3 tRNA genes are annotated in these 513 nt (G+C 37.2%); 1 reads left to right on the top strand and 2 read right to left on the bottom strand.

The window, feature by feature from the left end:
• Positions 1-63: 63 nt before the first annotated feature.
• Positions 64-135, top strand: a tRNA-Trp gene (locus ACYVPE_RS40060).
• An 86-nt stretch (positions 136-221) separates the two neighbouring features.
• Here the strand turns inward: ACYVPE_RS40060 and ACYVPE_RS40055 are convergent.
• Positions 222-306, bottom strand: a tRNA-Ser gene (locus tag ACYVPE_RS40055).
• A gap of 21 nt (positions 307-327) precedes the next feature.
• A tRNA-Lys gene (locus ACYVPE_RS40050) sits at positions 328-399 on the bottom strand.
• Positions 400-513 lie beyond the last annotated feature (114 nt).

The raw sequence follows: 513 nt of genomic DNA, 5'->3' as shown, positions 1-513 counted from the left end.
GGGTTCGACTCCCTATGAACTCTAATAAAAATAATCATAATATAGATTATAAGTAATTAGGTAAGGGACGTCGTATAACGGTTAGTATATAGGTTTCCAAAACCTTTGATAGTGGTTCGATTCCGCTCGTCCTTACAGACTATACTTATATAGTACTTATATAAGCAAGGTTAATTAATATTTAAAGAGGTGAAATATATTAGTATATATTAAATTGATTCCGGAAGAGATAGGATTCGAACCTACAAGGATAGATATCCGTTCAGTTAGCAACCGAAGCCACCTCACCAATAGCTGTGCTCTTCCTATATAAACAAACATTTATTAGGGGAGTAGAAGGGATCGAACCCACGACAGACTGATTAAGAGTCAGTTGCTCTACCACTGAGCTATACTCCCTAATCTGATATTTTATAACACATTTAACATCTTTTTTTTTTACTTCTGACCCCCCGTGATTCGAACACGGAAGTCTTCTCCGCCAAAGGGAGACGGGTTACCATTACCCTAGAG

The sequence above is a fragment of the Streptomyces mayteni genome, from assembly GCF_054783955.1.
Note: the sequence above shows the minus strand (reverse complement) of the source record. Positions and strands in the feature narration are given on the sequence as shown.